Raw genomic sequence first — 25,333 nt, 5'->3', positions numbered from 1 at the left:
AGGGCAAAAATGCCCTTTTATTCTACTATGATATCATTTTTGATTTTTTCAAAAAGCTTATCACCTATGCCTTTAACTTTTTTAAGATCATCAATACTTGTAAAATTTGCTTCTTTGCGGTATTCTAAAATTGCTTTAGCCTTAGCTTCGCCAATACCATTTAAACTTTTTAATTCTTTTAGCGTTGCAGTGTTGATATTTACAGCACCAAAGAGAAAAGCCGTTAAAGCAAAAAATAAAAATAGTAATTTTTTCATTTTATTATCCTTTTATTAAAAAATAATTGTAATATTATCTTAAAAAGGATAAGAATTTCTTAACTTAACCCAAAAATTCGCGTTTAAAATACTCTTTTGGTGCTTTACATAAAGGACAGGCTGCTGGAGCTTTTTTACCACGATGTATATGTCCGCATACTTCACAAACCCATAATTCTTCTACTTCGCTATTAAAAAATTCTTCTTCTTCAAGCATTTTTTTAAGCGCTAGATATTCTCTTTCGTGTTCGATTTCTACTTTGCCAATAGCTGTAAATAATCTCGCTATAGCCTTTTTGCCTTCATCTTCAGCAATTTTTGCAAAATTTGGATACATAGTTGTGTGCTCATAGTTTTCACCTTCTGCAGCACTTACTAGATTTTTTGTAGTTACCTCTAAAGGTTTGCCATCAACGATTTCATGATAAGCTTTAAATTCTGCTCTTGCATGCCATTTTTCATTTTCAGCTGCTTCTCTAAAATGTCTAGCAACCGCGTGCCAACCTTCTTCTTCAGCTACATCAGCAAACAAATCGTATTTGTTTCTTGCCATAGATTCGCCTGCAAAAGCTTTCATCAAATTTACTGCAGTTAAATCTGTAGTGATACATTTCATTTCTTCACCACAACAACTAAGTTTACCACCGCCTACATTTTGAACTTCTACTTCATTGCCACATTTTTGGCATTTATAGGTTTCATATTGTCTCATTTTGACTCCTTTTTGATTATCAAAAAGCATTGTATTATAAAAAAATATTTTTGTCAATTAATAATTTTTATCATTTATGAAAATGTATATCAAAATAAATTTCACAAAAATTAAGCTTTGCTAAATATAATTTTAAAAAATTATTATCAGGAGTTACAATGAGAAGCGATGCGATAAAAAAAGGACATTTAAAAGCACCTAATCGTTCTTTACTTCGTGCTTGTGGTTTGAAAGATGAAGATTTTGACAAACCTTTTATAGGTGTAGCAAATAGCTATATAGACATAATCCCAGGGCATTATTTTTTAAATGATTATGCTAAAATCATTAAAGATGAGATACGCAAAAATGGTTGTGTGCCTTTTGAGTTTAATACCATAGGTGTAGATGATGGTATAGCTATGGGGCATGAAGGTATGCTTTATTCTTTACCAAGTCGTGAAATTATCGCAAATTCCATTGAAACAGTGATGAATGCTCATCAACTTGATGCTTTAATCTGTATCCCAAACTGCGATAAAATCACTCCTGGTATGTTAATGGGAGCTTTAAGGGTTAATGTTCCAACCATTTTTGTAAGTGGTGGGCCTATGGCTTCAGGAGTAACCAAAAAAGGAGAAAAGATCAGTCTTAGCTCTGTTTTTGAAGCTGTAGGGGCTTATGAAGCCAAAAAAATTAGCGAAGAAGAATTTAAAGACATAGAATGTTCAGCCTGTCCAAGTGGTGGATCTTGCTCGGGAATGTTTACGGCAAATTCCATGAATACCTTATGCGAAGCTATGGGTATAGCACTAGAAGGTAATGGAACCATTTTAGCTTTAAGCAAAGAAAGAGAAGAGCTTTTAAGAAAAGCAGCGCGTCGTATTTGTGAAATCGCCTTAGATGAGCGTTTTAAAATTCGCAATATCATCACTCAAAAAGCCGTGCGTAATGCTATGGTAGTAGATATGGCAATGGGTGGAAGTAGCAATACTGTTTTACACATGCTTGCCATTTCACGTGAAGCAGGGGTAGCACTAGATATTAAAGATTTAAATTTCATCTCAAGCAAAGTTGCACACATAGCAAAAATAGCCCCATCGCTAAATAGTGTTTATATGGATGATATCCACAAAGCAGGGGGTGTGAGTGCAGTTATGGCTGAAATTTCAAGCAGACAAGGACATATTTTAGAACTTGATGCACTGACTATCACAGGAGAAAGTCTCAAAGAACGCTTAAAAAATGCCAAAATCAAAGATGAAAATATCATTCGTAAGGTAGATAATGCCTACTCAAAAGTAGGTGGGCTTGCTATTTTGTTTGGAAATTTAGCTGAGCAAGGTTGTGTTATAAAAACCGCAGGAATAGTTGGAGAAAGAAAATTTAAAGGCAAAGCTGTTTGTTTTAACTCTCAAGATGAAGCTATAAAAGGCATCATTAAAGGCAAGGTGCAAAAAGGAAATGTTTGTGTGATACGCTATGAAGGTCCAAAAGGTGGCCCTGGTATGCAAGAAATGTTAAGCCCTACTTCACTTTTAATGGGTATGGGTTTGGGTGCTGATGTAGCTTTAATCACTGATGGTCGTTTTAGTGGGGCTACAAGGGGTTTAAGCGTCGGTCATATTTCCCCTGAAGCAGCTGAAGGTGGTCTTATAGGACTTTTAAAAGATGGAGATGAAATAGAAATTGATGTAGATGCTTATACCATCCATGCAAATTTAAGTGAAGAAGAAATCACTCAACGCAAAAAAGAATTTGTATTACCTCAAAAAGAAGTGCCTTCAAGATGGCTTAGAATGTATCAAAAACTTGTTAGCAATGCTAGTAAAGGTGCGGTTTTGGATATGGAATGAAAGGAAACCTTTCATTCTTCTATTTCTTTGGTTATACGATTTCTTATATCTCTACGAACTATTTCCATGCCCCACAGCCAAACAATATGTCCAAAAATTTCAGACAGGTGTTCATCAAAAGGAATTTCAGAAAGTGGTGGAACTTCTGCAATTAAAGGCATTACAATAACATGGGCAAAAAGATAAACAAAAAATCCAAAAACTGCACCTTGCCACATAGTAATACGGTGCCATTTTTCCGCTATCATACAATAAGCCACTCCAAAAACAATAGAAAAACCAACATGCACTATAAAAATTGACAAAGGCATTTGCATACCTGAAAACATATAAGTCCAATCAGTAGGTAAGCCTAGTTGTTCTAGAAAAATTTTAGGTGGAGTAACGCGTTCTAAAGCATCTGCTGGCCAAAAAACATTGGGATTTCTTGGAGGAAAAGGTACTTCCCACCCCCATTTAACAATAGCTCCGAAAATACCCGCTAATATACCTATGAAAAAGGCTAAAGTATAGCGCTTTTGAAAGTATTTTTTCATAATAACTCCTTTATATTTTATACAAAATAAAATTTGAATTTATAATATTTTTATTTAAAATATATTGAAAATAGGAGTATAAAAATCTTATTTAAATTTTAAAATACTCTCTTAAACTTTCACAAATTTCAAAAAAATTCACCCCATCTATAGTAGGATTTTCTTTAAAAAACTCATGCATTCCTAAAAAACCACTTTCAAGTTCTTTAGACTTTACACCATAGCTTATACTAAGTCCTGCTTCTATAAAAGCAGCGATTTTATCACAGTATTTAAGCGCCTTACCATCTATAGCGCCAAATTCATTTTCATTAAAAGAGCTTAAACTTCCGCTACAAAGTTCTATTTTAGCATTTTTATAAGTGCGATTTTCAAACTCATTTTTTACAAAATTCGACTCATCGTTTCTACCTTCTCTAATACCTAAAATATAAGAAAACTCAGCCCTTAAACCCTCAGGCACAAAGGGTAAAATTCTTTCATTAATAAGTTTCATTTCATAATCATTTATGATATCATGAAGCCCATCAATACCGTATTTTACAGGGCTGATAATATCACGTGTTAAAGACTCTGGTAAATCATGAAACAAAGCACAATAAAAATTATTCTCAAGTCTTTTATCGCAAGCCTTGATTTTTAGTGAGTAAAAATATCCTAAAATCGCCACCACAAGCATATGTCCTAAAACCGCAGTTTCTGGTATGCGTGGAGTTTGAGCCCAACGCTTTTGAAAGCGAAGTCTTCCGCTAAGATCAATAATTTTTGCAATTTTTTGATTTAAAGCGATTTTTCTAGCTCCTATAAGTTCATAGTAATCTTCTAATTCTTCTTCAACTTTGTTTTTAATCTCATCAATATCATTTAAAAAAGCTGAGGTTTGATAAACTATGTTAAATTCCCATCTTGTAGCAAAATACGAAGCTGCTTTTAAGATAAGTCTTTCTTTAGCATAAGCATTGCCGTTTAAATACGCTTCAAAACGCTTTAAAAACTCTCCTTCTTCTATATCTTCTATCATAGGTTCGATTTTGCTTAAAACCCAAGCATTAACTTCAGCTTTTTTTTGACGCACGATTTCATGATACACATCAGGGCGTATATCAGTTACTACCACACGACTTAAAAACTCAAAAATTCCCCCTTCTATAATCACTCTCATATCCACATCTTTTTCCATTTTAGCGATAAAATATGCGATGATGAATTTATGAGCTTGTTTGTCAAGTTCCACTAAATTTGCCATTCTTGGATAATCATTCCAACGACTGATAGAAGCGGCTTTAAAAATGTGTTCTATGAGTTTTATGTTTATCATGCTTTTACCTTTTTTGCAATTTAAATTTAAAAATTTTCGTTAAAATTGCGAAATTATAGCAAATTTAAGGATAAAAATGAGCAAAAAAGCACTTTGTATCATAAGTGGCGGTATGGATAGTACTTTGTGTGCTTATCTAGCCAAAAAAGAAGGTTATGAAATCATCGCTTTGCATTTTGATTATGAACAACGCACTCAAGAGAAAGAAAGAGAATGTTTTAAGCAAATTTGCAAGGCTTTAAAAGTAGAAAAATCTTATATTTTAGATGTGAGTTTTATCAAAGATATAGGGGGTAATGCCTTAACCGATAAAAGTATAGACATTCCTAAAAATGAGCTTTGTATAAGTGATACTCCACCTATCACTTATGTGCCTTTTCGCAATGGAATTTTCTTAAGTATAGCAGGATCTTTGGCTGAAAAGGAAAATTGTGAGAGTATTTTTATAGGGGTAGTAGAAGAAGATGGCAGTGGTTATCCTGACTGTACTGATGAGTTTATACAAAAGGCACAAGAATTTATCAATGAAGGTACGAGTAAGAATTTCAAAGTTTATATAAAAACTCCGCTTGTTAGACTGAACAAAGCTAAAATTGTAGAACTAGCTTTAAAAGAAAATGTGCCTTTAGAGCTTACTTGGTCTTGTTATGAGAGTGAAGATGAAGCTTGTGGGGAGTGCGATAGTTGTTTACTTCGTTTAAGAGGTTTTGAAAAAGCAGGATTTAAAGATAAGATCAAATATAAGTCCTAGTTTTCACTAGGACTTAAAGCTTAGTTTAGAGTATAAAGCTTGTTTGCTCCATCTTGATAAGAAAGAATGTTGATTTTTCCATCTTTAAAGAAAATGCTTCTAGCATTAGTGATAGAGCTTGGGAAAGCGATAGTTTTTACTACTTCTTCCTTAACTGGATCAATTACGGCAATCACATTGTGATTTTTACTAAGTGCATAAATTTCTCCATCTTTAAAAGTCATAGAAGTTACATAAAGATCGCCTAAAGTTTTACCTTCTTTAAGATTCGCTTTTGGAGTAAATTCTCCTGAAAGAACACGATCTTTTAAAGAAACTTTAGAGATTACAAAAGTTTTAGCGTCTTTGTTGTTTGGAACAGTTGCAAGATAAAGATAATTTCCATCTGTAGTCATGCTTGCTACATGGTTAAATTTTGCTCTTACAGTATCAAGTCTTCCACGACCTAAACCTTCGCCTTGGCCTTTAAATTTATCATTACCTTTTACAAAATCAGCGTATTGTTTAGCGATATCTTCTTCACTTGCATTAGGATTTTTTGCAAATCTTAAGAAAGATTTGTTTGAGCCCATAAGAATGAATTTATCGTTCATATAAGGTATGATGCCAATAATTGGATCGATAGTAGCTGAAAAATAAGGATCAAGCTCAAAACCTTCTTTAACGCTAAAATTATTATCTAAGAAAGCCACATCCCATTTAGAGCTTGCTACAAATTCATTGTTGATATAATCAAGAGTATTGATGGCTTTGTCAAAATTTATAGTTTGTTCATTTGTGATTTTAAGCTCATCATTGATTTTTGCAAATGGAGCATTGTTGATATCATTATCAAATTTTATGCCAAGTTTTTCACTTGCAGGTGCAAAAGCATAATCAGGAGCTTTAACATCGCGCTTTCCTAAGAAAGAAATATTTTGCCATAAACCATTCCAACCTTCTTTACTCCAAATGATGTATTTTGGATTTAAGCTAAATCTTACAGGATCGCCTTGTCCCACATAAGGAGGAATTCCTGTGCTTACAAAAGCTTGGAAAACATTTGAAGCTACTACAATCGCACTGATAACTACAGCTGCGAGAGAAAATTTCGTATATTTTCTAAATTTTTCTCCATTTAATTCTGCTTCAAAAGCATTAAATTTAGGAGCAAAAGCAAAAATCACACCTAAAAGCAATACAACAGCCCAAAATACCACTTCAGCCCAAAAATAAGTATGGATACCAAAAACTGCTAAACCAAAACCTTGATCTAAATCTCTATGAGCGTGATTGCCATAGTGAGCAAAAGATTGATAAAGGCCTACTGCTGTCATGATTAAAAGAGCAGCAAGGTATTTACCTTTCATACCATAACGAACAATGAAAAGCGCCATCACACCGATAAAGATCATTGCTTCTCTTTGTCCCCAGCAAAGTGTGCAGGGACTATCACCCAACATATAACCAAATACAAAATTTGCAATACCTACAGGTAAGAGTATGATCAAAAAGCCTGCTAAACACATTAGTGTGTAGAAATTTTTTGTTTTATTGATTTCGTTCATTTAGCCCTCCCTTACAGATTCATTATTGTTAATAGTGCGCCTGTTTTGTGGCCAACATAGAAAAAAACCATTAAAAGCCAAGCTACCATTACTAAACCAAAAGCCAAATTTTCTTTTTCTGGTTTTTTGATAATCAGTATCAAGGCGATTAAAACTAATAAAAGTTCAAGAAACTCCATAGTATCTCCTTATGAAATAAAAACCGTTAATTTTACTTTAAAAACATAAATTAAAGATAAATTTTTTATTAAAATTTCGTGTTAATTTAAATTAACACGAAAAAAGTTACTGAAAGCTACTTAATTTTTCAGAGAGTTTAGACGCACCATTTAGAACATTTTGAGAGATATTATTGATTTCGGATGATAAATCTTTAACAGAATTTGCAAGTTCATTAACCTTGTCTATGCTTGTTCCTAGGATAAGCATTTTATCTTTTACTTCCATGCTTTTATCTTTCATGGTTTGGGTTGATTCTATAGAGCTTTCTAGTTTATGCATAGAATTTACAAGTTCTTGTTGTAAATCATTGGTTTTTAAAGAGGTTTCTTTCATAGAATCATGGATAAGATCCATCAAGGCTTTGTTGTCATTGATTTGTTGGACTATAGCATTAACAGTAGCATTTATATTTAAAAGAGATTTACTTGTTTTATCGGCAAGTTGACCTACTTCATCAGCAACAACTGCAAAACCCCGTCCATGTTCGCCCGCTCTTGCAGCTTCAATAGCTGCATTCAAGGCAAGTAAATTGGTTTGATCGGCTATATCTCTAATAGAACTTGTAATTTCTATGATATTATCTGCACTTTGAGTTAGATTATCCATATTGGCTACTATATTTTGCTCTTTTTCATTATTTTCATTTATTAAATTTACAAGTTCAGATAGAGTAAGTTCTACCTTATCCATCAGTATGTGCATATCTTGCATATTTTCTATGCTTTCTTGTGCTAAATTTCCCGCAAGATTGATATGATCATCTAGGACATAGGTGATTTCTTTAACGCCTTGAATTTGTTCATGTTGTGAATTAGAACTGTTTTCAAGCATCATAGAGTTGTTTTTGAGCTTTTGTGAATTTTGATGACTTGATTTAGCATTTTCTATGGCTTCTATGATTGAGTTTTGAACGGTGGATATAAATGAATTAATATATTGAGCACTTTGTCCAAGTTCGCTTTTTGGATCTATATTTAAACGAGAGTGTAGATTGGCTTCTTTACTAGCTAAATTAGCGCTTAGTTTTTCTAAAGTATGAATTGGCATGATGACTTTTTTTAGTGTTAATAAAATAAAAAATACAAATAATACAAGAGTGATTCCAAATACTGTTAAAGCGATATAAAATTTAAATAAATTAGATTGTTCTACAGCATTTTGAGTGAAAGCGTTAAGTTGTTTTAACTCTTTCATAAGAGAATTATTCTCATAAATAGAAGAATTATCTTGCATAATAGAAATCTGTTTTACAATCATTTTATAGTGTTTTAGAAAAAGTTGTAAATTTTCACTTTTTGTATCGTTTTTGATTTCTTTCATAAGGCTGTTGAGTTGATTGAGTGTTGTTTTTTGCAAAATACTTTCAGTTGAAAGAACGCTTAACATAGAACTCATTGTTCTATAGTTGTTTTTATTTGTTTCATGGTTTTGTTCTAATTCTTCAAAATAATTTTTAGCTAATTCAAACAAATAAAGTTTTGAATTTACCGCTATGGAATTTGCGGATTTGAAATAATTAAGCTGGATTAGTTTGGCATTAAAAATTTCTTCCGCTTTGCTTATATCAATCCCAAAAGTTTTAAGTTTTTTAAAGTTTTCTTGCATTTTTTTTATTGCTTGAACACTTGGATCATAGTTAATAAAATTAAAACTATTTTGAAAAACGGAATTGATTTTTTCATCTGAAATTTGTAGCTGTTGAACTATGTTTATTAAGTCTTTATTATCTTTAGATGAGGAGTAGTTGTTAAAAATAATACCTAGCAAAACAAGAATAAAAGCTAAAACTAGCGTAGATAAAATAATAAATTTTATCAAAAATGAACTTTTTTTATTTGTCATGATATTCTCCTGTCAAGCTTTCTAGGAATGCAACTATATTATCAACTGTTTTTTGATCTAAAAATTTTCCTAGTTGATAGTAAGCCATAAACTGAACACAAGCATCTAAAGTAGGTATAGAACCATCATGAAAATAAGGCGCGGTTTTGGCTATATTTCTTAAACTAGGAACCTTAAATATCATTTTATCAGCTTCTCTTTTTGTGATTTCATAGCGTCCTAAATCTTCTTGATTTGGGTATTCTTCAAAAATACCGATTTTTTGAAACATATTTCCACCTATATTTTGACCTTGATGACAAGAAATGCAGCCATTAGCTTTAAAATCTTCATAACCTTTTTTAGCTTGAGCTGAAATAGCATTTTGATCTCCGCTAAGATAGCGATCAAAAGGAGAATTTGGAGTGATTAAGGTTTTTTCAAATTCTGCAACTGCAAGAGCTATGTTTTCTACCGTAACTTCTCCATAAAGTTTTTTAAAAGTTTTTACATAATCTTCATTAGAATTAACTTTTTGTAAAAGAAGTTCAGGACTTAGTCCCATTTCTTTTGGATTAAAAAAAGGCACTTTTGCTTGTTCTGCTAAATCTTTGGCTCTGCCATTCCAAAATTGCACAAAATTAAACACAGAATTAAAGGTTGTAGGAGTGTTAAAAGGTTTATCAAGTTGATTATCAACTCCTATTGAAAATTCAAGTCCATCAACGCCGTGTTGATCAAGCCTATGGCAGGTATTACATGAAACTTTTCCATCTTTGGATAAGCTTTTATCCATATAAAGACTTTTTCCAAGCTTAGCTTTTTCTTTATCATAAGGGATGGAATTTGGAATAGGGGTTATCATATCTACTGCAAAGACTATATTTGCATAAGATAAACATAAAATTATTATTATTTTTTTCATAATAAATTTCTACCTTAAGTTTAAATTTCTCAGAATGTCATTATACTTTAATTTTGGTAAATTGTTTAATATATTGATATTTTTTATTTAAAGTTTTTTTATTTTATTGCAAAGTTCTCCTAAATTTTCTATGACACAACGTACTTTATCTCCTGATTTTAAAAAAGTAGGTGGATTTAACCCCATGCCCACTCCACTAGGAGTTCCCATAGATATAATACTTCCAGCTTTTAAAAGCATGCCCGCGCTAAGTTCTTCTAAGACATAAGCAATATCAAAAATAAACAATTGGGTGTTAGAGTTTTGGCGTAGTTCATCATTGACATAGCTTTGAAGTTGGAGTTTAGGAGGATAAGAAATTTCATCTACGCTTGTGATATAAGGTCCCATTATAGTGCTACCTTCAAGACTTTTTGCTCGGTAGAATTGTTTGTGGCGTTTTTGAAGTTCGCGAGCTGAAATTTCATTGATAATAGTATAGCCAAAGATATAATTTTTTGCATCTTTAGCTTTGATTTTATAAGCATCTTTACTTAAAATAAATGCAAGCTCACATTCATAATCAAGCTGAGAAGTTACATCTGCATGTAAAGGTATATCACCAAAAGGTGGCGTAGCTTGATTGCAGCGTTTTCCAAAATATACAGGATATTCTCTTTCTTCAAATTTTTCACCCTTAAATTTGGCAGATTCTTTGGCATGATCTAAAAAATTAATCCCAAGACATATAATATCTTGACGAGGTTCTATAATAGGAGCTAGATAATCTTCTTTTGGAATTTCATAGGCTATTTTAGAATCCAAGTCTGTAAGCTTGTGTTTAAATTTATCAAAATAGATAATAAATTCATTCATATCGTTAGTTTCAATGCCAAGATCAGCAAAACTTACAATTTTTCCACTAGAATTTAGTACTCCTAGATTGGGTTTTTGATCCTGTATAAAATTAACAAATTTCATTAAAAAATCTCGCTTTTTTATTTAATTATACTTAAAGTTTTAGCAAGAATTATTTTTTTGTTTTAAAATTTGGTAAAAAAGTGATTGATTGTAGCGTAGTGAAACATCATTTTATTTTATGGAATTGTTGAAAATTTCTTTTATGTTTATTTTTGAGTTGATATCAAAATTTTGATTTTTATATTGAAATTTCAAACGATAAGAATGCAAACACAAACGCAAGGCACCTGTAAGTTTTAAGCGTTCTTTAGGAATTAATTTTTCATCTAAAATGCTTTCGATTTGTTCTTTGCTAAGCCCATAAAGCGGATCTCCTAAAATGGTATGGTTTTTATAGTGCAAATGCACTCTTATTTGGTGTTGCCTGCCTGTTAAGGGTTTGCAAAGTAAAAGAGTGGCGTTGATTTTAGGAAAGTATTCTAAAATTTCAAATTCAGTGATAGCCTGTTTTCCTTCTTTGCAAATTTGCATTCTTGTTTTTATATCATCGTAGTTTTTAGTTAAATTTATAGCTTTATCAACTATAAAATTTTCTTCTATTTTTCCATGAGCTAGAGCAAGGTATTCTTTTTGAACTAGTTTTTTTTCAAACAAGCTTTTAAGATCAATTTGTGCTTTTTTATTTTTAGCTACAAGTATAAGTCCGCTTGTTTCTTTATCAAGCCTGTGCGCTACGCAAGCTTCTTTTCCCCAAAGATGCCAAATTTCATCACTAAGACTGTATTTGCAATGTCTACCATTTGGATGGCTTAAGATCCCACTTTCTTTTTCAAGTATGGCAAAGTCTTCATTTTCAAAGACAATTTCTACTCCTTTGGGGTTGTTTTCATAGACTATAAGCTCTACTAAACCATTTAAAATTTTATTCTTTTCTTCTACTAAAATTCCATCACAAAAAAGTCTTTTTTTGTCTATGAGTTTTTGTGCTTCATTTATGCTAATTTTTAAATTTTCCATAAGGACTTGAAACGCCTTTTTTCCATTGTTTGAGAGTTTTATTTTTATGTAGGCCATTTAATAACTTTCTTAGGATAATTTGATATAATTTCCGTTTTTTAAAATATAAAATTATAGCTAAAAAGGTTTCAAAGATGGTTGAAAGATATAGCAGAGAAATCATGGCTAAAAAATGGGACATGCAAGCAAAATATGATGCGTGGTTAAAAGTAGAATTAGCTGCTGTAAAAGCTTGGAATAAACTCGGTCTCATTAATGACACAGACTGCGAAAAAATTCTTAAAAATGCAAAATTTGATATTGCAAGAATAGACGAAATAGAAAAAACCACAAAACACGATGTTATCGCTTTTCTTACAAGTGTAAGTGAAAGTTTGGGAGAAGAGAGTCGTTTTGTGCATTATGCAATGACAAGTTCTGATTGTATAGATACAGCTGTTGCTTTACAGATAAAAGAGAGTTTGGAGCTTATTTTAGAAGATGTTTCTTTGCTTTTAGAAGTGATCAAAAAGCGTGCTTTGGAGCATAAAAACACCTTAATGGTAGGAAGAAGTCATGGAATTCATGGAGAGCCTATCACTTTTGGTTTGGTGTTAGCTATTTGGTATGATGAAATTTTGCATGCAAAAGAGCTTTTAGAACATGCAAAAGAAGTGATAAGCTATGGAAAAATCAGCGGTGCAATGGGAAATTTTGCTCATGCACCTTTGGAATTTGAAGAAGAAGTTTGTAAAAATTTAGGTCTTAAAGCCGCTCCTGTTTCAAATCAGGTGATTCAAAGAGATCGTTACGCTCAAGTTATTTCTGCTATTGCGATTTTAGCTTCAAGTTGTGAGCAAATCGCTGTAGCCATAAGACATTTTCAAAGAACTGAAGTTTATGAGGCTGAAGAGTATTTTAGTGTAGGACAAAAGGGAAGTTCAGCTATGCCACATAAAAGAAATCCCGTTTTAAGTGAAAATATCACAGGGCTTTGTCGTGTGCTTAGATCTTTTGTAACTCCAGCTTTAGAAAATGTTGCACTTTGGCATGAAAGAGATATATCTCATTCTAGTGTCGAAAGATTTATTTTGCCTGATGCTTTTATCACGGCTGATTTTATGCTTATGCGTCTTACAAATATGGTTGATAAGCTTTTGGTTTATCCTGAAAATATGATGAAAAATTTAAATCTTACAGGCGGGCTTGTATTTTCAGGGAGGGTGCTTTTAGAGCTTCCATTTAAAGGCATTAGTCGTGAAGAAGCTTATAAAATAGTTCAAAGAAATGCTATGAAAGTTTGGGCGGATTTGCAAAATGGCAAGGCTGCTATCAATGAAAAAAATGAAAGTTTGTTTTTGTTGGCACTTTTAGAGGATGAGGATTTAAGAAAAAGTTTGAGCGAAGAGGATGTAAGAAAATGTTTCGATTATAACTACTATACAAAAAATGTTGATGCAATTTTTAAAAGAACATTTAAATAAAAAGCAAGGAAGGCAATGAAAGTTATTAAAAGAAATGGTCGCACAGAAGAATTGGATATTTCTAAGATTAAAAAATGCACCTCTGATGCTGTAAAAGATTTAGAAGGTGTGAATTTAAGCGAACTTGAACTCGATGCAAAGATTCAATTTCGCGATGGAATTTCAACTGAAGAAATTCAAAAAACTTTAATTAAAACCGCGGTAGATAAGATAGATATTGATTGTCCAAATTGGACCTTTGTTGCAGCTAGACTTTTTTTATTTGATTTGTATAAGAAAGTTAATGGTATGAATCGCTATAATCATTTGCGTGAATATTTTGAAAAGGGCGAAAAAGAAGGAAGAATTTTACTTGGTCTTAAAGAAAAATACGATTTAGATGATTTAAATGCTTATATTAAGCCTGAACGCGATATGCAATTTACTTATCTTGGTATTAAAACTTTATATGATAGATATTTGATTAAAGATAGTAAAGGTATGCCTATAGAACTTCCTCAACAAATGTTTATGGCCATTGCGATGTTTTTAGCGCAGAATGAATTTAATCCTCAAGAATGGGCGAAGAAATTTTATGATTTAATTTCTAAATTTGAACTCATGCTTGCAACTCCGACTTTATCTAATGCAAGAACAACGCGCCATCAGCTTAGTTCTTGTTATATAGGATCAACCCCTGATAATATTGAAGGTATTTTTGATTCTTATCAAGAAATGGCTTTACTTTCTAAATTTGGTGGTGGTATAGGTTGGGATTGGTCTAAAGTGCGTGCTATGGGTGGAAGCATAGATGGGCATAAAAATGCCGCAGGAGGGATTATACCTTTCTTGAAAATTACCAACGATATTGCCGTGGCAGTAGATCAACTAGGTACTAGAAAAGGGGCTATAGCGGTTTATATAGAGCCTTGGCACATGGATATAAGTGATTTTATTGATTTGCGTAAAAATTCAGGTGAAGAAAGACGCCGTGCTCATGAACTTTTCCCTGCTTTATGGATCAATGATCTTTTTATGAAGAGAGTAAGAGCTAATGATAAATGGACTCTTTTTGATCCTGCAGATACAGCGGATTTGTGTGATTTATATGGCGAGGCTTTTGAAAAACGCTATGAAGAATATGAAAAAGATGAAAGCATTACCAAAGAAATCGTAGAAGCTAAAGAGCTTTGGAAGAAAATTTTGCTAAATTATTTTGAAACAGGCTTGCCATTTTTATGTTTTAAGGATAGTGCTAATAGAGCAAATCCAAATGCTCATGTAGGAATTATTAGAAGTTCAAATTTATGTACTGAAATTTTTCAAAATACCGAGCCAAATTATTATCAAATTAAAGTAGTTTTTGAAAATGGAGATGAGCTTCATTTTGATGAAGAGCAAAAGGTTGTGATCGATGGGGGATATGAAAAACTAGCCAAAAAAATATCAACTTTAGATAGCATTGATGGTAATAAAGTTTATATAGTGGAAAAATATAAAAATGATGGAAAAACAGCCGTTTGTAATTTAGCAAGTATAAATCTTAGCAAAGTATATACTAAAGAAGATATAGAGCGTGTTGTGCCAACGGCTATTCGTATGCTTGATAATGTAATTGATTTAAATTTTTATCCTCATAGAAAAGTAAAAGATACAAATTTAAAATCTCGCGCCATAGGACTTGGAGTGATGGGTGAAGCACAAATGCTTGCTGAGGCTAAGATTCATTGGGGAAGCGATGAGCATTTAAATAAAATCGATGAGATTATGGAGCAAATTAGCTTTGAAGCTATTAATGCGAGTTCAAATTTAGCTCTTGAAAAAGGTTCTTATGAAGATTTTGAAGGATCAAATTGGAGCAAGGGGATTTTTCCTATTGATGTAGCAAGTCCTAAGGCTAAAGCTTTAACTTTAAGAGAAGGCTTATTTGATCAAAGTGAATGCGACTGGGTTAAACTTAGAGAAAAAGTTAAAAAAGATGGTATGAGAAATGGTTATTTGATGGCCATTGCGCCTACTTCTTCTATTTCTATCTTGGTGGGTACTACGCAGACTATAGAACCTGTTTACAAAAGAAAGTGGTTTGAACAAAATTTAAGTGGTATGATACCTGTTGTTGTGCCAAATTTAAGCCTTGATACTTGGCAATACTATACTCCAGCCTACGAACTTGATCAAAAAATTCTTGTAAAGGCTGCTGCTGTGCGTGGTAAATGGATCGATCAAGGGCAGAGTTTAAATATCTTTTTATCACTTGATAAAGCAAGTGGGGGATATTTAAATGAAATTTATCAACTCGCTTGGGAGCTTGGAGTAAAATCTACTTATTATTTAAGAAGCGAAAGCCCTGATAGTGAAAAAGTTAATGTTGCAGATCGTAGCATAGAATGTGAAGGTTGCCAATAAATACTAAAACCCAATGAAAAGCATTGGGTTTTAAAAGATTAAGAATTGTAAATTTCTTTATCTAGAGCTTTTAGATTTTTTGCAGTACAAAGTGCCGAAGTCATAGCTCCTGAGACATTGCTTGCTGTTCTTGCCATATCTATAATAGGATCTATGGCTAAAATCAAACTTAGCATGACAAAATTATTACCAAATCCAATCCCTGCTAGCATAATAGAAGCTGCCATAGTTGCACTTCCAGGTACCCCAGCTATACCCAAGGATCCAATAACAGCTACCAAAACTATCATTAAAGCAAATGTAAAATCAATATGTGTATGTGTAGCAAAAGCTACAAAAACTGCCGCTAAAGCTGGAAAATATCCTGCACAACCATTAAGTCCTGTTGTTGTACCTATAGATGCTACAAAATTAGCTATAGCTGAATTAACTCCAAATTTATTTTGCAAAGTTGAAGTGGTCATAGGCAAAGTGCCCAAAGAAGATCTTGAGCTAAATGCAAATAACCATACAGGAAATGCTTTTTTTGCATATTTTATAGGGTTTAGCCCTTGTGAAGCAAGAAGTAAAAAATGCACCCCAAACATTATAAACATAGCCATATAAATAAGCATTATAAAAAGCCCAGCTGTTTTGATAGCTTCAAAACCATTGCTTAAAAGCACATTAGCCATCATACAAACTACAGCATAAGGCATAAATCTAATAACTGTAGCAGTCATGTTCATCATAATATTATAAAAGATTAGGATAAAATTATGAAAACTTTTAAAGGCTTGTTCATACTCTTCTTTTTTAGAAATTTTTTTAGCACTAATTCCTACAAAAAAAGAAAAAATGACAATAGCTATAATATTTTCTTTATTAATAGCTGTAATGATGTTGCTAGGTATTAGCCCTAGTATAATATTTGAAAAAGTTTGAATTTCGCGAATTTGTTTATCTCCTTCATGTATAGCAAAATTACTTCCTAAATCAAAACTATAACCTAAAAATATACCCAAGGTTGCAGCTATGGCTGTGCTAAAGAGTATCCAAAAAAGACTTATTCCAAGCAAGGAGGATATTTTGATATTTTTATCAATTTCTATAATTACTTTTATAATGCAAATGCTTACAAGGGGAACAACCAACATTTTTATAAAAGCTACAAAAACAGAACTTACAAATGCAAACCAATGTTTTGTTTCACTATACCAAAGGATATTACTTGCTTCTTTAGCATCTGGAAAATTTGCCAAATATTGCAAAGCAAAACCAAACCCCAAACCCATTAAAAGCGCAAATAGCATGCGAAGAGAAAAATTGATTTTTATATCCCGCATTTTTTTTAATGCGTAAAAAGCAACACAAAGCATAGCAAGAGTAGCTATAGTATGAGCTTGTGAAAGCATTAAAAAATCTTGAAAAAATTGTTTATCCATAAAAAGTCCTTATAAGAAACTATAATCAAGCACAAGGTATATGAAAATATACTTGCATAAAGCTTGATTTTATAAATGGTAGCATAAAAATATTTTAAATAAGATAAAATTAGTATGATTTATTCTATATCTTTATGTAGGCAATGTTCAAATATAAATTTGTGTTCTTGTGGTAAGGCTTCAAATAAAGCATTTGCTAAATTTCTAATCTCCCAAAGAGCTGATTTTGAACTACGCAAAGATATGAAATTTTGCAAACTTCTTGCATTAATCGTTAGTGTAAGTTCGGTTTTATAACTTTCTGGTAAGCAGTATTTGGCTATATCTAGACTAATGCTTTTTTGTAAAATAGTGCGTAAATTTTCTAAGGCTTTAATACTTGCGTTATCAACCTCTTCATTGCCACAAAGCACAAGATAACGGCTTGCATTTTCAAAATCTCCTGTTTTAAATTCAGCTTCATTGCGAAGTTCTTTTAAGGTATAACGCGTGCTTTTTACACTAGGACTAGTGTGACGGTGTCTTGCAACTTCTTGCAAACAAGCTCTTGAAATTCCTTGTATATAAAAAGTATAGTTTAGATGTTCTAAGGTTGAAGCGTGTTTGAATTTATTACCCACGCGATCGATAAGTTCTTTATCTTTTTCGCCACCGCAATCGCCTTTTTCAAAGCTTTGCCAACAAGTTCTTGTTGCATGAGAACAAATAGATAATGGAGTGTGAAAAAGTAAAGTGATTTGCATGCTTATTCCTTTTTTGATAAAAATATTTTTTATAATTCTTGCATTTTTTACTTAAAATTCTAATGAAATAAAAAGTTTTATCAAGCTATAATTAGATAAAAAAATAAGGCTTATTATCAATGAAACAAACAAAATATATTTTTGTAACAGGCGGAGTTTTAAGTTCTTTGGGTAAAGGGATAGCTGCTGCTTCTATCGCAACACTTTTAAAAAATTCAGGGCTTAAAGTGAGTATTTTAAAAGCTGATCCTTATATCAATGTCGATCCAGGCACCATGAGTCCTTTTGAGCATGGGGAAGTTTTTGTAACTGATGATGGAGCAGAAACGGATCTTGATTTGGGACATTATGAGCGTTTTTTGGATGAGAGTTTATCTCAAGATAATAACTTTACTACAGGACGCGTTTATCAAAGTGTGATTGAAAAAGAAAGGCGTGGAGAATATCTTGGCAAAACCATTCAAGTTATCCCTCATATAGTAGGAGAAATCAAAGATCGCATTAAAAAAGCAGGAGAAGGCAAAGATATACTCATCGTTGAAATAGGCGGAACTGTTGGGGATATAGAAGGCTTGCCTTTTTTAGAAGCTATTCGTGCTTTGCGTTTGGAAGTGGGTAAAAATAATGCTATGAATATTCATCTTACTCTAGTACCGTTTATCAAGGCTACAGGAGAATTAAAAACAAAGCCAACTCAACATAGTGTAGGCGAGTTAAGACGCATAGGCATTAGTCCTGATATGATTATTTGTCGTAGTGAAAAAGCTCTTGATAGGGATTTAAAAGATAAAATTGCTATTTCTTGTGGGGTAGAAAAAAATTGCGTGATAGAAAGTGTTGATGCGGCTAGTATTTATCAAATTCCACTTAATTTTTTAAAGCAAGATATTTTAAGCCCTATTGCTGAAATTTTGGATTTGAAAAATTTAAAACCTAATATGGAAAATTGGGACTCTTTGGTAAAAAGAGTTATAGCTCCAAGCAATGAAGTTAAAATCGCTTTTGTAGGCAAATATGTGGATTTAAAAGAAAGCTATAAAAGCCTTACTGAAGCTATTATACACGCAGGTGCAGCTCTAGATACTAAAGTGGAGTTAAAATGGGTAGATAGTGAAAAACTTGAAAATATGGAAAGTGCTGAAGTATTTAAAGATGTGAGTGGAATTTTAGTTGCAGGGGGATTTGGATATCGTGGTGTAGAAGGTAAGATAAAAGCCATTCAATACGCAAGAGAAAATAAAATTCCTTTTTTAGGAATTTGTTTGGGTATGCAGCTTGCTTTGGTGGAATTTGCTAGAAATGTATTAAAACTTAAAGATGCAAATTCAAGTGAATTTGATGAGAAATGCCAAAATCCTGTGGTTTATTTGATTGATGAATTTATGGATACAAATGGAGAAAAACAAATTCGTACTGCAAAAACTCCTTTAGGCGGAACTATGCGTTTAGGAGCTTATAAATGCGATATTAAGGAAAAATCCCTTTTGGCTAAGGTTTATAATGAAGCAAAAAGTGTAAAAGAACGCCATCGTCATCGCTATGAAGCAAATCCAAAATATAGAGCAGATTTTGAAAAACACGGTTTGATTGTAAGTGGTGAAAGCAAAGGATTGATCGAAGCAGTTGAGCTTAACTGTCATCCTTTTTTCTTGGCTGTGCAGTTTCATCCAGAATTTACTTCAAGACTTGAGCATGTTAACCCTGTGATTTGCGGTTTTATCAAGGCAGCTATAAACTATGAAGATAATTAATAAAAATGAAATTAAAAAAATTTTGGCTTCACGCTTTGAAAAAGATTTGCATACCAAACTTTGTGATCTGCCTTTGCCATGCTGTTTAAAGGATGCATATAAAGCAGCTAATCGCATCAAAGAAGCTGTAGAAAAAAATGAGAAAGTCGCCATAGTAGGGGATTATGATGTTGATGGAATCATTTCTTGTGTTATTATGGCAGAATTTTTCGATGATATAGGTTTTGATTATATAGTAAGAATTCCAAATCGTTTTAAAGATGGATATGGATTAAATGCTGAGATTATCAACGAACTTGATGTAAATTTAATAATAACAGTAGATAATGGAATAGCTGCTCTTGAAGCAGCCAAACTCTGTAAAGAAAAAAATATAGATTTGATTATCACTGATCATCATATGCCTCAAGATGTTTTACCTGATGCTTTTGCCATTATCAATCCAAAGCAAAAAGATTGTGATTTTCCAGAAATTGAAATTTGTGGAGCTCAAGTTGCATGGTATTTGATAGCGGCTTTAAAAGAGGTGTGCAAGCTTAAATATGACATGTGTAAATTTTTAGAACTTTTGGCGATTGCAATTATTGCAGATATGATGGAACTTAGAGATTTAAATCGTGCTTTAGTAAGGCGTGGTATAGATCATATTAACAAATCTAAAAGGGCTGCTTTTAGGGCTATTAAGCATTATTATCAAAAGGATAAATTTGCTCTTGATAATATAGGGTTTTTAATTGCTCCGCTTATAAATAGTGCTGGAAGAATGGATGATGCAAGTATTTCTTATGAATTTTTACACACTAAAGATTTTAATAAAGCTTTAGAATATCTAGAGCAAATTGTTAGTTTTAATGAAAGTCGTAAAGATGAAGAAAAACAGCTTTTTGAAGATAGTTTAAATCAAATCGATGAAAACGATTCTTGTATTGTGGTATCGGGTTTAAATTGGCATGAAGGGGTTTTAGGGATTGTGGCAAGTCGTTTAGCTAAACATTTTAATAAACCTGCTTTTGTATTTTCTCAAAATAAAGAACACTTAAAAGGTAGTGCAAGAAGTGTTGGCAAGATTGATATTTTAGCTTTAATTTCTAAGACAAATTCTATATTAAGCAATTATGGTGGTCATAAAGGTGCCGCTGGAATCAGTTTAAACTCTGAAAATTTTGAACAATTTAAAAATAAAATCAAAAAAGAATGTTCGCAAATTTCTGAAAGTGAATTTTTGGATACAGATGAAATTTTAGGAATCTTAGAACCTAGCGAAATTGATTTTGAAATGCTTGAAATTTTAGAATCTTTTGAACCTTTTGGACATAAAAATCCACGACCTTTTTTTGTTTTAGAAAATCTTTGTGTAAAAAATAAAAAACTTCTAGGTAAAGATGAAAAACACTTAAAGCTTATTTTAACCAAGGAAAATAAAACCATAGAAGCTTTATTTTTTAATTTTGATAAAGAGCCAGAATTGAATCAAAATATTTCTTTGCTTGGAAGTATTTCTAAGAATGAATTTAGAGGATTAGTAACTCCACAATTTGTTATTAAAGAAATTTTATAAATTTTATAAAATTTTTATTTATTATTTATTAATATTATATAAGTTTCATTAATGAAACGAATTTTAACAAAATAAGGGGAGAATTGTGAAAAAGTTACTATTATGTGTATTAGTATTTTTATCTATAGGAGCATGTATGGCAGAAGCTAAACCAAAGATTGCTATTTTAGCAACAGGTGGAACGATAGCAGGTTCTATTGATAGTGCTGTTGCCACAACAGGTTATACAGCTGGGGTTGTTGGTGTAGATGTTTTAATCAAAGCGGTTCCACAAATTCAAGATTTAGCTAATATTAGCGGGGAACAAATAGCAAATATTGATAGTTCAAATATGCGTGATGAAATTTGGCTAAAGCTTGCTAAAGAAATCAATAAGCTTTTTGCTGAAGGGGTGGATGGTGTGGTTATAACTCATGGTACTGATACCATGGAAGAAACTGCTTATTTTCTAAATTTAACCATTAAAAGTGATAAGCCTGTAGTTTTAGTTGGCGCTATGCGTCCATCAACTGCTATAAGTGCAGATGGGCCAAAAAATCTTTACAATGCTGTAGCATTAGCTGCTGATAAAGAGTCTAAGGGCAAGGGTGTTATGGTAGCTATGAATGATAAAATTTTAAGTGCTAGAGGTGTAGTAAAAACCCATAGTTTAAATGTTGATGCTTTCTCTTCTCCTGATTTTGGGGATTTGGGTTATATAGTAGATGGTAAAGTCTTTTTCTATAATAATGTTACTAAAGCTCATGCAAAAAACGCTCCTTTTGATGTAAGCAAACTCACAAGTTTGCCAAAAGTAGATATTCTTTATAGCTATTCAAATGATGGTAGTGGTGTCGCTGCAAAAGCTTTATTTGAACATGGAACTAAGGGCATAGTTGTTGCAGGAAGTGGTGCAGGAAGTATACATGAAGATCAAAAAAATGTTTTAAAAGAGCTTATAAAAAAAGGACTTGATGTTGTTGTAAGTTCAAGGGTTGTAGCAGGTCGTGTTGCTGTGAGTGATTCAGATGAAAAATTAGGTTTTATTAGTGCTGAAGATTTGAATCCTCAAAAAGCAAGAGTTTTGCTTATGTTAGCGCTTACAAAAACAAGTGATCCTAAAAAAATTCAAGAGTATTTTTTAAAATATTAAAATTTTTTAAATATTTCTAAACTTAGGGAATTTATCTTCCCTAAGTCAAGCCTTTTAATCCTAATAATAGTATATTATATCTTGCATTTTTTATTATCATTAAAATATAGCCCCCATTTTTTAACCCACCAAATACTTATATAAATACTTACACAAATATTTATACTATTTAATCCTTTATTTAATCCCCTTTTAAGTTTAATTGGTTATACTTTCATTTCCTTTTTTGAAAAAAGGACTTAAAATCTTTTAAATTATAAAGTTTCACTAACTGAGTAGATTTTATAAATTAACTTTATTTTAGATTTTTTAAGTTTTTAAATTATTTGAGTTTTTAACTTTCTTAATTTTTTAATTTAAAACTAAAAGCTTTTTTATAAATCTTGTTTTTAATTTAAAAACTTTTCTTTTAAAAATGATTTTTTGTTTTGTTCTTTTAACTTAGTATTGTTATTCAAATCTTATTAGTCAATCTTTGAAATCTAAATAAGTGATCGATTGAGCCAGAAAGATTTAGGCATAAGCAATTATGTAAAATCTATTCAATCTAATATTAAAAAGATTAAAAACTTTTCTTTTAATCTTTATATAACTTTTTCTTTGAAGAAAAAGATTAAACTATCTATAAAAGTAATAAGGTTTATCTCTTTAATGCAATCTAAGTAGTTTATCTATATTAGGTTGGCGGGGTAGGCCTTTAGCTTGCTTCTTAGTCAAGGCTTTGCCTTGATGCTAAAGAAGGTTTATTATGGAGAGTTTGATCCTGGCTCAGAGTGAACGCTGGCGGCGTGCCTAATACATGCAAGTCGAACGATGAAGCTTTTAGCTTGCTAGAAGTGGATTAGTGGCGCACGGGTGAGTAAGGTATAGTTAATCTGCCCTACACAAGAGGACAACAGTTGGAAACGACTGCTAATACTCTATACTCCTGCTTAACACAAGTTGAGTAGGGAAAGTTTTTCGGTGTAGGATGAGACTATATAGTATCAGCTAGTTGGTAAGGTAATGGCTTACCAAGGCTATGACGCTTAACTGGTCTGAGAGGATGATCAGTCACACTGGAACTGAGACACGGTCCAGACTCCTACGGGAGGCAGCAGTAGGGAATATTGCGCAATGGGGGAAACCCTGACGCAGCAACGCCGCGTGGAGGATGACACTTTTCGGAGCGTAAACTCCTTTTCTTAGGGAAGAATTCTGACGGTACCTAAGGAATAAGCACCGGCTAACTCCGTGCCAGCAGCCGCGGTAATACGGAGGGTGCAAGCGTTACTCGGAATCACTGGGCGTAAAGGGCGCGTAGGCGGATTATCAAGTCTCTTGTGAAATCTAATGGCTTAACCATTAAACTGCTTGGGAAACTGATAGTCTAGAGTGAGGGAGAGGCAGATGGAATTGGTGGTGTAGGGGTAAAATCCGTAGATATCACCAAGAATACCCATTGCGAAGGCGATCTGCTGGAACTCAACTGACGCTAAGGCGCGAAAGCGTGGGGAGCAAACAGGATTAGATACCCTGGTAGTCCACGCCCTAAACGATGTACACTAGTTGTTGGGATGCTAGTCATCTCAGTAATGCAGCTAACGCATTAAGTGTACCGCCTGGGGAGTACGGTCGCAAGATTAAAACTCAAAGGAATAGACGGGGACCCGCACAAGCGGTGGAGCATGTGGTTTAATTCGAAGATACGCGAAGAACCTTACCTGGGCTTGATATCCTAAGAACCTTATAGAGATATGAGGGTGCTAGCTTGCTAGAACTTAGAGACAGGTGCTGCACGGCTGTCGTCAGCTCGTGTCGTGAGATGTTGGGTTAAGTCCCGCAACGAGCGCAACCCACGTATTTAGTTGCTAACGGTTCGGCCGAGCACTCTAAATAGACTGCCTTCGTAAGGAGGAGGAAGGTGTGGACGACGTCAAGTCATCATGGCCCTTATGCCCAGGGCGACACACGTGCTACAATGGCATATACAATGAGACGCAATACCGCGAGGTGGAGCAAATCTATAAAATATGTCCCAGTTCGGATTGTTCTCTGCAACTCGAGAGCATGAAGCCGGAATCGCTAGTAATCGTAGATCAGCCATGCTACGGTGAATACGTTCCCGGGTCTTGTACTCACCGCCCGTCACACCATGGGAGTTGATTTCACTCGAAGCCGGAATACTAAACTAGTTACCGTCCACAGTGGAATCAGCGACTGGGGTGAAGTCGTAACAAGGTAACCGTAGGAGAACCTGCGGTTGGATCACCTCCTTTCTAGAGTACAAAGTAATAAGTCTCACAACTATTACTTCAATATATAAACTCAATTGATTCTTGTTTAGATTTCAAAGATTGATGATAAAGCTAATTGTTTATGGGGAATTAGCTCAGCTGGGAGAGCGCCTGCTTTGCACGCAGGAGGTCAGCGGTTCGATCCCGCTATTCTCCACCATTTATTAAGGGCCTATAGCTCAGCTGGTTAGAGTGCACCCCTGATAAGGGTGAGGTCACAAGTTCAAGTCTTGTTAGGCCCACCATAAAAAAGATTTGAATAAAAAAGCTTTAAAATCTAAAGCAAGTATATAAAGTAGATAAAATATAAACTCTAAATACTTAGATTTATTTTTATCTTTAGCTATAAAAGAATATACTTTAATAGATATAAATAGCATATACATTATGTATTTATATTTATAATGATTATATTAATATATACTTCCTTTAGGTTTTAAACCTAAATGTTCTTTTTAATTATCATTGTTAAGAGTCACAAGCAAGTTTTAATAAAAACAATTTTACAGGACTTGTTAAAGGATAAAACCTATTTATCTTTTCTTTGGTTTAACTTATATCTTTTAATTATCTTTATCTTTAAAATAAAGAGAATATTAGATTTAAGATTTGTAAATTAAAGACAAGTTTCAAACTCACAGCTTAGTTAAGACTAAATCATTTAGTTTTATATTAAGTGTTTGAATGCTTTCCGTCTTAAGATAAAGAAGTCTTATCATAAAAACTTTAACAAGGAAGTGATGCGTTTTAGAATCAATAA

The 25,333-nt window shown here is 32.8% G+C and carries 19 protein-coding genes, 2 tRNA genes and 1 rRNA gene; 10 read left to right on the top strand and 12 right to left on the bottom strand.

The window, feature by feature from the left end; genetic code table 11:
• Positions 1-17: 17 nt before the first annotated feature.
• Together AJ930_RS03340 and AJ930_RS03335 are read right to left on the bottom strand one after the other, a co-directional pair.
• Positions 18-257, bottom strand: a complete 240-nt coding sequence (locus AJ930_RS03340) for a ComEA family DNA-binding protein (protein WP_044778569.1) — start codon at positions 255-257, stop codon at positions 18-20.
• A 64-nt stretch (positions 258-321) separates the two neighbouring features.
• Positions 322-969: a ferritin family protein gene (locus tag AJ930_RS03335; RefSeq protein WP_002855562.1), complete on the bottom strand. Its 648-nt coding sequence runs from the start codon at positions 967-969 to the stop codon at positions 322-324.
• A gap of 158 nt (positions 970-1,127) precedes the next feature.
• Here AJ930_RS03335 and ilvD point away from each other — a divergent pair, with 158 nt between their 5' ends.
• On the top strand, positions 1,128-2,804 hold the full coding sequence (gene ilvD / locus AJ930_RS03330) for a dihydroxy-acid dehydratase (RefSeq protein ID WP_070274832.1): 1,677 nt from the start codon (positions 1,128-1,130) through the stop codon (positions 2,802-2,804).
• Positions 2,805-2,815: 11 nt separating this feature from the next.
• Here the strand turns inward: ilvD and AJ930_RS03325 are convergent, their stop codons facing one another.
• Positions 2,816-3,340 carry a YagU family protein gene (locus AJ930_RS03325; protein ID WP_002860860.1) on the bottom strand — a complete coding sequence of 175 codons (525 nt, stop codon included), beginning with the start codon at positions 3,338-3,340 and terminating at the stop codon, positions 2,816-2,818.
• A gap of 91 nt (positions 3,341-3,431) precedes the next feature.
• Positions 3,432-4,658, bottom strand: coding sequence for an HD domain-containing protein (locus AJ930_RS03320; protein ID WP_070274831.1), 1,227 nt, complete (start codon positions 4,656-4,658; stop codon positions 3,432-3,434).
• 76 nt (positions 4,659-4,734) lie between these two features.
• Between AJ930_RS03320 and queC the strand changes: the two genes are divergently transcribed.
• Complete coding sequence (gene queC, locus AJ930_RS03315; RefSeq protein ID WP_002871557.1) at positions 4,735-5,409, top strand: 7-cyano-7-deazaguanine synthase QueC; 675 nt, start codon at positions 4,735-4,737, stop codon at positions 5,407-5,409.
• Positions 5,410-5,429: 20 nt separating this feature from the next.
• Here queC and dsbI read toward each other — a convergent pair whose 3' ends face one another.
• The 6 genes from dsbI to AJ930_RS03285 all read right to left on the bottom strand — a co-directional run bounded on the left by dsbI (position 5,430) and on the right by AJ930_RS03285 (position 11,898).
• Positions 5,430-6,956, bottom strand: a complete 1,527-nt coding sequence (gene dsbI, locus AJ930_RS03310; RefSeq protein ID WP_070274830.1) for a disulfide bond formation protein DsbI — start codon at positions 6,954-6,956, stop codon at positions 5,430-5,432.
• Between the two features lie 11 nt (positions 6,957-6,967).
• Positions 6,968-7,135, bottom strand: coding sequence for a disulfide bond formation protein Dba (gene dba, locus AJ930_RS03305; RefSeq protein ID WP_002779270.1), 168 nt, complete (start codon positions 7,133-7,135; stop codon positions 6,968-6,970).
• 106 nt (positions 7,136-7,241) lie between these two features.
• Positions 7,242-9,020: a methyl-accepting chemotaxis protein gene (locus tag AJ930_RS03300; RefSeq protein ID WP_002860864.1), complete on the bottom strand. Its 1,779-nt coding sequence runs from the start codon at positions 9,018-9,020 to the stop codon at positions 7,242-7,244.
• Positions 9,010-9,924, bottom strand: coding sequence for a cytochrome-c peroxidase (locus tag AJ930_RS03295; RefSeq protein WP_044778565.1), 915 nt, complete (start codon positions 9,922-9,924; stop codon positions 9,010-9,012). Before AJ930_RS03295 ends, AJ930_RS03300 begins: the two co-directional genes overlap by 11 nt.
• Before the next feature lie 87 nt (positions 9,925-10,011).
• Positions 10,012-10,884 carry a fumarylacetoacetate hydrolase family protein gene (locus AJ930_RS03290; RefSeq protein ID WP_002860866.1) on the bottom strand — a complete coding sequence of 291 codons (873 nt, stop codon included), beginning with the start codon at positions 10,882-10,884 and terminating at the stop codon, positions 10,012-10,014.
• A 111-nt stretch (positions 10,885-10,995) separates the two neighbouring features.
• A complete protein-coding gene (locus tag AJ930_RS03285; protein ID WP_070274829.1) occupies positions 10,996-11,898 on the bottom strand; it encodes an RluA family pseudouridine synthase in 903 nt (300 codons plus the stop codon).
• A 77-nt stretch (positions 11,899-11,975) separates the two neighbouring features.
• On the opposite strand from AJ930_RS03285, the gene purB reads away from it, so the two are divergent.
• Both purB and AJ930_RS03275 read left to right on the top strand, forming a co-directional pair.
• Entirely contained in the window at positions 11,976-13,304 is a 1,329-nt protein-coding gene (gene purB, locus AJ930_RS03280; protein WP_044779732.1) for an adenylosuccinate lyase, read from the top strand.
• Positions 13,305-13,319: 15 nt separating this feature from the next.
• Entirely contained in the window at positions 13,320-15,689 is a 2,370-nt protein-coding gene (locus AJ930_RS03275; protein WP_070274828.1) for a ribonucleoside-diphosphate reductase subunit alpha, read from the top strand.
• A gap of 38 nt (positions 15,690-15,727) precedes the next feature.
• Here the strand turns inward: AJ930_RS03275 and AJ930_RS03270 are convergent, their stop codons facing one another.
• Together AJ930_RS03270 and thyX are read right to left on the bottom strand one after the other, a co-directional pair.
• Positions 15,728-17,113 carry a cation:dicarboxylate symporter family transporter gene (locus tag AJ930_RS03270; RefSeq protein WP_052782965.1) on the bottom strand — a complete coding sequence of 462 codons (1,386 nt, stop codon included), beginning with the start codon at positions 17,111-17,113 and terminating at the stop codon, positions 15,728-15,730.
• 119 nt (positions 17,114-17,232) lie between these two features.
• Positions 17,233-17,856 (bottom strand): FAD-dependent thymidylate synthase, encoded by a 624-nt coding sequence (thyX, locus tag AJ930_RS03265; RefSeq protein ID WP_044778558.1) that lies wholly within the window; start codon positions 17,854-17,856, stop codon positions 17,233-17,235.
• 119 nt (positions 17,857-17,975) lie between these two features.
• Between thyX and AJ930_RS03260 the strand changes: the two genes are divergently transcribed.
• The 6 genes from AJ930_RS03260 (at position 17,976) to AJ930_RS03235 (ending at position 24,818) form a co-directional block, all read left to right on the top strand.
• A complete protein-coding gene (locus tag AJ930_RS03260) occupies positions 17,976-19,607 on the top strand; it encodes a CTP synthase (protein WP_044779730.1) in 1,632 nt (543 codons plus the stop codon).
• Positions 19,594-21,165 carry a single-stranded-DNA-specific exonuclease RecJ gene (gene recJ, locus AJ930_RS03255; protein ID WP_002860872.1) on the top strand — a complete coding sequence of 524 codons (1,572 nt, stop codon included), beginning with the start codon at positions 19,594-19,596 and terminating at the stop codon, positions 21,163-21,165. The genes AJ930_RS03260 and recJ overlap by 14 nt, the downstream gene beginning before the upstream one ends.
• Positions 21,166-21,250: 85 nt before the next feature.
• Positions 21,251-22,297 carry a type II asparaginase gene (locus tag AJ930_RS03250; RefSeq protein ID WP_079396326.1) on the top strand — a complete coding sequence of 349 codons (1,047 nt, stop codon included), beginning with the start codon at positions 21,251-21,253 and terminating at the stop codon, positions 22,295-22,297.
• A gap of 745 nt (positions 22,298-23,042) precedes the next feature.
• A 16S ribosomal RNA gene (locus AJ930_RS03245) occupies positions 23,043-24,555 on the top strand.
• Between the two features lie 102 nt (positions 24,556-24,657).
• Positions 24,658-24,733 (top strand) — tRNA-Ala (locus tag AJ930_RS03240).
• Positions 24,734-24,741: 8 nt separating this feature from the next.
• A tRNA-Ile gene (locus AJ930_RS03235) sits at positions 24,742-24,818 on the top strand.
• Positions 24,819-25,333 lie beyond the last annotated feature (515 nt).

Origin of the sequence: Campylobacter sp. BCW_6871 (assembly GCF_001762325.1) — a bacterium.
In the GTDB taxonomy this organism is placed as follows: Bacteria; Campylobacterota; Campylobacteria; order Campylobacterales; family Campylobacteraceae; genus Campylobacter_D; species Campylobacter_D jejuni.
The sequence above is the reverse complement of the archived record's forward strand: the minus strand, read 5'-3'. Positions and strand labels throughout refer to the sequence as shown.